We start from the raw sequence: 9,429 nt of genomic DNA, 5'->3' as shown, positions 1-9,429 counted from the left end.
AACCGGAATTCGGCCTGATGTATGAAATGTCGCCCGGTACCGCTTTCAAGCTGGGCCTGAAATACTATACCGGATTCAAGTCGGGTGAACTGGATACCCAGGGATATCTTACCATCAGCGCAGGTTTTGCATTCAGCTTTTGAAGCTTTCACCAAAAGTAACACAAATACAAAACAAGATTGAAAGCAAGATTATTATATATGATAATCATTTTCCTGGCTCTGGGTACAGCGTCCCAGAGCCAGGAGATGAATTATGATCCGAAAGGCAATCCTGATAAATGGAACGTAGAGATCACTCCGTTCCTGGTATTACCATACGTAAGTGGTGAGGTACAGTCTGAGCTCCTCTCCGAAGAATTTGGGATTGATCCGGCAGATTTTCTGACATCCCTCGGCGGAACATTCATGATGGACCTGGCCCTGTCGAAGGGGAAGTTTTTCGCTTCCGCCGGTTACATCTATAATTATAATGGCGTAGAGAAAATCCTGTGGTCAAGTGAGAATGGCAAGCATTATTTCACTGCAAAACCTGAGCTGCAAAGGCATATCCTGGATGTAAGCGCAGGGATGAGATTAAGGCTGGGGGATAAATTCATCCTTGATCCCTTTGCAGGATTTCGATACACCTATTATCACCTGTTCGGAGAAATGGAAGGGAACATTGCCATAATAGAAATCGATGAGCATAAAGATTTCTGGGACCCGGTCCTGGGCATGCAGGCACATTACTATCCGCACCCGAGGGTTCCTGTCGAATTAAGGGTTGATTTCGGAGGATTTGGTGCTGGTTCTGAATTTATCTGGTCCACATGGTTCAACAGTGGTTATACTGTTTCCCCTGTCGTTGACCTGATAGCTGGCTTTGCCGCACTGTCGAACAAATATGAATCTGAAACCGGATCAGGGCGTACTTACGGAATGACTTCAATAACATACGGATTTGATCTTGGTGTTCGGTTTTGTATTCCATCCAGAGGCAAAGACCCAGATGTTTTCAAGAAAGCAAAGCCAGAATAAATTCATGTATTGCTGACCCGTGTTGCGGTCAGGGGGAAACGAAACGGATCCAGGTATCATGGAAGAAGAAGAAAAATATAAAGTATCATCCGATGCCAGGAGCAAGCCATTGACAGGTGGTAAGAACTACAGGTTGCATTTACCGCCAAACATTCCAGCCAGGAACTTCTGGTCAGTGATCGTTTATGACAACCGGACCCATCTGATGATCCATGCCGGTCAGCCGTGGCCATCCATTCACGGCCATTCCGGGAAACTTACGTATAATCAGGATGGTTCTTTAGATATTTACTTTGGACCAAAGGCTCCGGACGGAAGAGAGAATAACTGGATACAGACGATCCCGGGGAAAGAATGGAACATGATCCTGCGCCTGTACGGCCCTCTGGAATCCTGGTATGATAAGACCTGGAGGCCCGGTCAGATCGAAGAGTGGGAAGCCATTACTGAATAGGAGATGAAAAAACTGCTATTCTTGTTTTTATTCTTGCCCCAGATCAGCAGCCTGCACGGTCAAACTCTGCCGGATACCCTGAACATACAGGAGAATGGCGGAGCGGCAGCAGATGATCCTTCACAGTTCTTTACACGGGTAGAACTTTTCAATGAGTTCCAGCATTATCCTAATGGTGTCAATCTGAACCAGACTGTACTGAGAACTGTTCTGAAGATCGGGAAACGATTCACCACCCGGCTTGATGTACCCTTTGTGTATAATTCCGGTTCCCCATCCGCTGACTATGAACACTTTGGACTTGGAGATATTTCATTTCGTCTTCTGGGTTACAGATTCTTTCAATCGAAAAAGTCGGCCCTGACTGCATCTGTTGAAATCAGCCTGAATACGGCACAATCTCCACTCCTTGGTACAGGAAAGAATGTGATCATGCCGGTTATTAGTTACAGTTCGATGCTGAAAGATAAAAAACTGCTTCTTGCCATGGTGTTTCAGCAGGCAAATTCTTTCGGTGGCGACAAAGAGAGAGAGACGATCAGTTTTTCGAAATTACAGGTAATCTTACTTACCCTGTGGACAAGAAAAATGTGGACGGTTCTGGCACCCGAGTGGTACATTGATTATGTGCATGGCGGTGTGTCAATGAACCTTGAAGCCAGGTTTGCATTTGCGCCGGTTCGCCGTATCAATTTATGGGCACAGACAGGAGTTGGAGTATTTGGCGATTTCGTTGCACGTTATCAGTGGGGTGGAGAAGTTGGTTGCCGCTATTTCTTTCTGAAAAATTCAATTTTAAAGAAGAACAGCAGATGAACCTTCTCAGGCCGGTCTTATTCAAATCACAGCTGGAAAATCTGAGAAAGTAATAGTTTGGTGGATGATTCATGGTTAATAAATAAAAATCACAGTTATGAAGATAAGTCATTTATTTCAGCTGGCCGGAATGTTCTTAATTCCGCTTTTTATGGTATTGATACCATTATTCCTTGGTAAGTATTATGGTATTTACAGTATTAAAAAATCGCCAACTATTCTGAATGCTCCGATTGGCACTGCAGTGGGTGCGGCATTTGGCCTTTTGGCTTTCATGCTCGCTTTTACATTTCAAATTGTTGCCAATCGCTACGATTCACGCAAAGAATTGCTGCTGGAAGAAGTTACAAACATACGAACGACTTACCTGAGGGCAGGATTGATACCGGAACCATTCCGGTCTGATACAAAAAAGCTGATTACTGAATATGTCGATCTTCGTCTTGAGGTTGCCGATGATTACTCGAAGCTTGATCATATGATATCCCGTTCCCAGCAGATACTTGACACGTTTTGGGATTACACTGAACAACTGGCAGAGCAGGACCGGAGTTCGGAAGTGTACGCACTTTACATAACATCAGTAAATGATCTGGTTGATAATTATAATCAGCGTGTATCCATGACGCTTGAATATCGTATTCCTGTCGCAATCATCGTGGTTTTGTTCATTATCGAAGTCTTATCCATGTTTGCTCTTGGTTATAATTTCGGGATTTCAGGAAAAGGAACATACAGTATCAACCTCATACTTGCCATTGTTTTTGCCGTGGTCATGTTTTTAATTTTAGCTCTTGACCGTCCTGAAACAGGGCTGGTTAAACTCAATACAAAACCTTTGATCACTTTACAGAATCAATTGCGCAGTATGTAATTCCCGGCTTTGACACTCGTTGCCCTGTTGATACTCTGAAATCCTTGAATCTGCGCTTTGAGGGTATAATACTCCCCAAAATTCGGACCACTGGTTAAGTTGAAAAAACCTCTAAATTTACCAGTGTTATGAAAAAAAACAGACGAAAATTTACAACAACCGTAAAGGGTTAGTCATGAATACTGATGGCTCTATTGATTCATTATTTGGGCCTGAGGCTCCATCCGGTAAAGAACACAACTGGGTAAAAACGATACCAGGTAAACGCTGGTATTTGATTCTAAGCCTTTATGACCTGAAAGATTCTGTTAATTTTGAGTCCTGGAGTCCGGGCGAGATTGAAGAAGTGGATATGCTTATCTAAAGCAGCCGTTTTTTTTGAAGGTCATAAATCAAATCAGAGATATTCTTAAAATCGGTCTTTTCCAGTATATTGCCACGATGAGTGTTTACAGTATAGACGCTCAGAAACAATCTTTCAGCTATTTGATTACTATCCAGGCCCGCTTCTATCAGCTTGATGATCTCAAACTCACGATTGGTAAACGGTATTCCGATTTTAAGCATTTCTTCATCCGGGTACCTGAAAAGAGACAGATCATCACCTACATAGTAATGATAACCATACTTAGGTTTTTTAAAAGATTCGATATTGGTATGAACCTGAAGTAGAAAGACTGTCTTGTGGATTTCGCTGTAAAAGAATAATAATTGAAACAATAAATCTTCATATTTCCCTTCTGAATTTCTTATCCTGATATTCATTGACAGATAAGTTTTGCCCTTTTTTGCATTATACAGATCATTGGCAAAATCCATCAATTTCGATCTGCCCAGAGTATGTTTATATATGTCATCAGGATGCGTTGCTTCAAAAAAATGGTATGCATTGAGCTCCTCATGCGGTATGCCAATCATTTTTGCACTTCGTGTACTTGCCCAGATGATCTGTATGAGGACAAGATCGGCAACATGGAAAAACTGATTGTGCTGTTCTGAAAACTCCTCCAGTTCCAGTATCAAAGGGTCATTCCGGTCGATCCCTTTGAATCCTGCCGGTGAGTATGTTTCAATAAATTTTAAATATAAGCGATAGTTATCCGTATCCGATTTCATTTTGATAGAATAAATTTATGAAATTCTTGAGCAAAATTAAAAATAATAATGAATATACGGATTAATAGCTATTGTTTGGTGGGCGGGGCACAGCTAATTTTGTAGATCAAATGGCACTACAGGATATATGGTAAGTCTGGCAGAGCACAACAGAAATAATGAAAATAAGGATTCAGGTTAAGGTGGATCCTTAATACCTTACAGATAGTCTTAACTCAATCAATCATTAATAACTAACATTATGACAAGTCAAATTAAAAGAACAGCACCAAACATGGATGAGATTATTGCCGAAGCTAAAAAAGCAGGCAAGCTCGACACAGTTCCACTGGACTGGAATGAAGTGTATTACACCAACTGTCCGCTGATTTCGGCCAGTAATGTTGATCAGGAACTGGGCTGGACCAAGGAAGAGTACAAAAAGATTGGCGTTCACTACCAGTATATGCGCGCCCGAAAGGAAAACAACTGGTACCCGCACTACATCCATAACATGGATAATTTAATCCGTTTTGGTGGTTTGTTCCCTCCAATACATGTTCATGCCGATATCCGCCGGACAGTACTGCTGGGAGTTACCCATGCACCCAGGGAAGGTGGCGTAATGATGGTTCGCTCCCGTGACGATATTTATCGCATGTGTGAACTGAAAGGAAAAAAAATCGGCCTTTCACGAAGCCAGAATAAAATTAAAACCGACTGGTGGGGAATTCAGGAGGAACAGGGCATTGAACTGATGCTGCGCCTGAATGGAATGACACGCGATGATGTACAAATAATTGAATTCCCTTATGCCGACGACTGGTACGATAATCCGGAAATGATGGGTCCGGAAATGGAAAATCCATCGGAATTGTGGATAAAACGCGACGGAAAACACGATTTGGCTTTCCGGCCTCTCGAGACAGCACTGGAAAAAGGTGTTATAGATGCTATGTACATGCAGACTGGTCCGCTTCAACAACTTACAGAAGCAACCGGAAATTTCAAGTCCATCGAAGACCTTTCAAGATATCCCGACTGGACACTCCAGGTTGCCAATATTCCTGCTGCCATTACCTGCAGCGATGTGATGGCCGAGAAACATCCCGAACTTGCCGTAACATTCCTGAAAGGTATGATCAAGGCCGGACGTTGGGCCAATGAGCACAAACACGCTGCTGCTGTAATCCTTAACAAAGGAACCTTTTACCTCGATGTGGAACACACGTATGAAGGCATCAAACCAATCGACCTGGTACCAAATCTGTCGCCTCAGAATCTTCGGTCGGTTGAAATCGGCAAGGACTTTATGCTGAGCCATGCTTACATCAAAAACGACTTCGATGTTATGAAATGGGCTGCGCCGGAATTCCTTGAAAAAGCAGCCAGAGAATTGCTGGAGGAAGAATGGAAGAAGAGAACCACTGCTAAATTGCCTTCAGCGGCTGCATCACTTCAATCGGGGGGACGGCTGGGGTAAATATTGTAGTTCCAAAGATGCGGTGAAGCATTCAAACCTGTGCAAAGAGGCTATAGCAAACCCTTTTTTTTCAGATCGTAGATCACCTCGGTGATCGAGGCTTTCTGTGATTTCTCAAGAATATTGGACCGGTGCGTACTGATCGTATACACGCTTCGGTGAATCTTTCCGGCGATTTCCTTACTGCTATATCCTTCTTCGATAAGTTCAATGATCCTGAATTCAGATTCTGTGAACAAAGTCCCGGACATCAGGAGTTGCTCATCAGGGAAACGAAAGTAACTTCGGTCTTCTCCGACATAGAAATGAAATCCCTTGTGAATTCTAAACAATTCGCTGATGTCTGTGATAACCAGGATGAGAAAAGTGGATTCATAGGGGACCGGGCTGTAGAAGATGAAAGCCTGGTAGAGCAAATTAGCCATCTTACCATCCGGCTTTCTTGATCTGAAATTTGAAGAGTAAATCCGGTTACCGCCTTTTAGGATGTACAACTCCTGGGCGTCGTTGAGCAGTTTGGCCCGGAGCATGTGGTGCCTTCGCAGGTCATCCGCATGCGTGCTGGTAAGAAAGAACCCGGGAGATACCTTTTCCGGTTCGATCCCGAACATTCCATATACTTGTTTGCTGATGAACAATATATCCAGCAGGATGACATCAGCGATGTAAAAAAGCTGGTTGTTCGAATCCATCTTCCGGTTCAGCTCGATCAGCAAGGGATCACTGTCATTGACTCCTTCGATTCCAGCCCTGGCATAGGCGGTGAAAAAGTCATGAAATATACGGTAATCATAGTGTTCAGGAAGCATGGGCAAACTGAGTCTCAATTTGTTTTTGCCGTCAAAGGTATAAAAAATACTGATTTATCTGTATTGTAATCCCTGCCGGCTGAATGTAATTTTACCGGCTGGATTATGCCATACGAATCAATTTATTAACAGAATGGAGGACATCGACAAATTAGTGATCAAACTGAAGGTTTTGGATAATAAGATCAATAAACTTGAATCACTGGCTAACGAGGTTGTCCGGGAAGTTGATTCCGTGTTCAAAAAAAAAATCAGGGAGTTGGATCAAAAAAGAGAAACAATATTGAATAAGCTCGTGCAAATTCAGGATTCATAGTTAATACTAATCAAAATTTATCATGTAATGACAACAAATGCAACAAGTGTCCCTTACTATGTTAAACCGGGACGAAAACTGGAAGGTAAATCCTATGAAGGCACTGCCAAAGTAAATGCAAGCGATGCCCGCATTGACGTACTCAAAGAGTTGATGCGCAGCACGCCACCCCCCATCGATTTCGAACGGGTAATTGTGATGAAGGAAGTATATGAAGCCACGGAAGGCTATCCCAACATCATCCGCAGAGCAAAATTCTTTGCCGAGTTGCTCGACCGCAAGAAAATCTACATTGACGACAACCTGCTTATAGGAAGCATGGGTGGCTCTCTCAATGCCATTTATACCTACCCCGAGTGGCAGGTTGGCTGGATGATTGAAGAAAACACCATTGAAACATCAAAAACTCCGGAAGAAAAAGCAGCCAACCAATGGGTACTGGATTACTGGAGCAAGCGTTCACAGGTGCCCCGCGTACTGGAGATCTATGAAAAACGGTACGGTGTCGATCCACGGCCAATTTATGAATCAGGTTATGTGGTCAGCTTTTTCGACTGGCCTGCCGGTGGCGGTAACCTCAATTACCCCCGGGTGTACAACGAAGGTTTGGCCAGTATGATTAAAGAAGTGAAGGAACGCATGTATGAACTGGAGATGCGCCTGCCCAATAAGGAGAAATTCTATTTCTACGAAGCCAGTCTTATAACGATGAATGCCATTGTACGCTATGCGAACCGTTACGCCAAACTGGCCCGTGAAATGGCAGAAAAAGAGAAAGATGCAAAACGCAAAGCCGAACTTATCTCACTGGCTGAAACCTGCGAACGTGTTCCCGAACATCCTGCCCGTAACCTGCGTGAGGCCATTCAGTGCCACTTCTTCTGCCATATCGTGGCAGAAATTGAACAGGTGGGCTGTGGCTATTCGGAAGCTTATCTTGGCCAGAACCTGGAACCTTTCTACCAGCGCGACCTGGCGGCAGGCTTGATCACATTTGAAGATGCTTCCTTTATGTTAAAGAACATGATCATCAAGCTGAACGAAATAGGGTATTACTTCGGAGAAAAAGTAGCGCTGCAAAACTCAGCCGACCTTGGACAAAGCATTACGCTGGGAGGATATGATGAAAATGGAGGACATGCACATGCAGAAATGGACTTTGTGGTTTTGGATGCCAGCAACTACCTGCACCTGCCGCAGCCTCCTCTTACGCTTTGCTATACACCAAAAACACCCGGCAAGCTGTTGGAAAAAGTATTGGATGTAATCGGTACAGGTATCGGAATGCCACAGATCGTGAGCGGTGAAGCCATGATGAAACGTGCTTTGCACCTTTGGCCCGAATCGAAAGCAGGAAAACTGCCGCTCGAAAAAGCCAGGCGTACCTGTATAGGCGCGTGTGTCGGAAGTTATATTCCTTACGAAACCGGCCACCCCGTGGAAGGTCAGCCTAACCTGGGCAAAATACTTGAAGTTACCCTGAACAATGGCTTGGACCCGCGCACTAAAAAGCAGGTAGGACCCAAAACGGGAAATCCCGAAGATTTCAAGACATTCGACGACCTTTATGCTGCGTTTGAAGGCCAGCTTAAATACAACCAGGAAGTACTCAGAAGAGGTGCCTGGATAGCCAGTATGCTGGCTGCTGAATACCTGCCGGTAACCTGGCGTTCGGTTCTTACCATAGGATGTATCGAATCAGGTTTGGATGTATGGCACGGCGGTGCCAACTACTATACGGTAGCACAGATTTCGGTGGGGCAGGTAGATGCTGCAAACGGACTGATGGCCATCAAGGACCTGATATACGACAAGAAAAGACTTACCTGGACCGAACTTAAGGCAGCGCTTGCCGCCAACTTTGAAGGCGAGCATGAACGCGTACACAAAATGGTGTATGTTGATGCGCCTAAATACGGTAACAACATCCAAGAAGCGGATATGATGGTAAGAAGGGTCAACGACAGCATACTGGCTGCCTTTAATGCTGTAGATGGCGGTGGTAATTATCTTGGCAAGGATACGCTATACACCACTTCCCTCGACCAATACACCAAGAGTATCCATAACCTGATGGGTAAAGTAACCGGAGCATTGCCTACCGGTAAAAAAGCCGGGCAGGCGCTTACCGATGGCAGCTTATCGGCCATGCCGGGTACCGATGTAAACGGACCTACCGCGTTGGTAATGTCAGCCTCTGTGGGTAACGACCCTGTGAAATGGACAGCCACCCACATGAACATGAAAGTACAGCCCGACCAGTTGAAAACCCGCAAAGGCAGGGATCAGGTGCTAAGCCTTGTAAAAACGCTTTTCGACAATGGCGGCTACCACATTCAGTTCAACTGCCTGGATACCGAAATGCTTCGCGATGCACAGAAACATCCGGAAAATTACCGCGACCTCGTTGTTCGCGTTGCAGGCTTCAGCGCCTTCTTCACCAAGCTGGATGTTGGTGTACAAAACGAAGTCATAGAGCGTACGCTTCAGACGTTCCACTGAAATAAACAGAGATCGCCGGTGCGGGAAAACCCGTGCCGGCATTTTTCTATCATTGAAATGA

The 9,429-nt window shown here is 44.5% G+C and carries 9 protein-coding genes; 7 read left to right on the top strand and 2 right to left on the bottom strand.

Features of this window, described 5'->3' with window-relative positions; genetic code table 11:
- Positions 1 to 200: 200 nt before the first annotated feature.
- The 5 genes from PKI34_12460 (at position 201) to PKI34_12440 (ending at position 3,527) form a co-directional block, all read left to right on the top strand.
- On the top strand, positions 201 to 1,019 hold the full coding sequence (locus PKI34_12460; protein ID HNS18622.1) for a hypothetical protein: 819 nt from the start codon (positions 201 to 203) through the stop codon (positions 1,017 to 1,019).
- A 58-nt stretch (positions 1,020 to 1,077) separates the two neighbouring features.
- Positions 1,078 to 1,473: a DUF1214 domain-containing protein gene (locus PKI34_12455; protein HNS18621.1), complete on the top strand. Its 396-nt coding sequence runs from the start codon at positions 1,078 to 1,080 to the stop codon at positions 1,471 to 1,473.
- 3 nt (positions 1,474 to 1,476) lie between these two features.
- The gene (locus tag PKI34_12450) at positions 1,477 to 2,289 is read left to right on the top strand and encodes a hypothetical protein (GenBank protein HNS18620.1); all 813 of its coding nucleotides are present in this window, start codon (positions 1,477 to 1,479) and stop codon (positions 2,287 to 2,289) included.
- 97 nt (positions 2,290 to 2,386) lie between these two features.
- A complete protein-coding gene (locus PKI34_12445; protein ID HNS18619.1) occupies positions 2,387 to 3,163 on the top strand; it encodes a hypothetical protein in 777 nt (258 codons plus the stop codon).
- Positions 3,164 to 3,311: 148 nt separating this feature from the next.
- On the top strand, positions 3,312 to 3,527 hold the full coding sequence (locus PKI34_12440) for a DUF1214 domain-containing protein (GenBank protein ID HNS18618.1): 216 nt from the start codon (positions 3,312 to 3,314) through the stop codon (positions 3,525 to 3,527).
- On the opposite strand, the gene PKI34_12435 is transcribed toward PKI34_12440, so the two are convergent.
- Complete coding sequence (locus PKI34_12435) at positions 3,524 to 4,279, bottom strand: LuxR C-terminal-related transcriptional regulator (protein ID HNS18617.1); 756 nt, start codon at positions 4,277 to 4,279, stop codon at positions 3,524 to 3,526. The two genes, PKI34_12440 and PKI34_12435, sit on opposite strands and share 4 nt — an antisense overlap.
- Before the next feature lie 274 nt (positions 4,280 to 4,553).
- On the opposite strand from PKI34_12435, the gene PKI34_12430 reads away from it, so the two are divergent.
- Positions 4,554 to 5,741 carry a hypothetical protein gene (locus PKI34_12430; GenBank protein HNS18616.1) on the top strand — a complete coding sequence of 396 codons (1,188 nt, stop codon included), beginning with the start codon at positions 4,554 to 4,556 and terminating at the stop codon, positions 5,739 to 5,741.
- 50 nt (positions 5,742 to 5,791) lie between these two features.
- Here PKI34_12430 and PKI34_12425 read toward each other — a convergent pair whose 3' ends face one another.
- A complete protein-coding gene (locus tag PKI34_12425; protein ID HNS18615.1) occupies positions 5,792 to 6,568 on the bottom strand; it encodes a LuxR C-terminal-related transcriptional regulator in 777 nt (258 codons plus the stop codon).
- A 325-nt stretch (positions 6,569 to 6,893) separates the two neighbouring features.
- Here PKI34_12425 and PKI34_12420 point away from each other — a divergent pair, with 325 nt between their 5' ends.
- Positions 6,894 to 9,368, top strand: a complete 2,475-nt coding sequence (locus PKI34_12420) for a pyruvate formate lyase family protein (GenBank protein HNS18614.1) — start codon at positions 6,894 to 6,896, stop codon at positions 9,366 to 9,368.
- Positions 9,369 to 9,429: the final 61 nt, after the last annotated feature.

It is taken from the genome of Bacteroidales bacterium, assembly GCA_035342335.1.
GTDB lineage: Bacteria > Bacteroidota > Bacteroidia > Bacteroidales > JAGONC01 > JAGONC01.
Note: the sequence above shows the minus strand (reverse complement) of the source record. Positions and strands in the feature narration are given on the sequence as shown.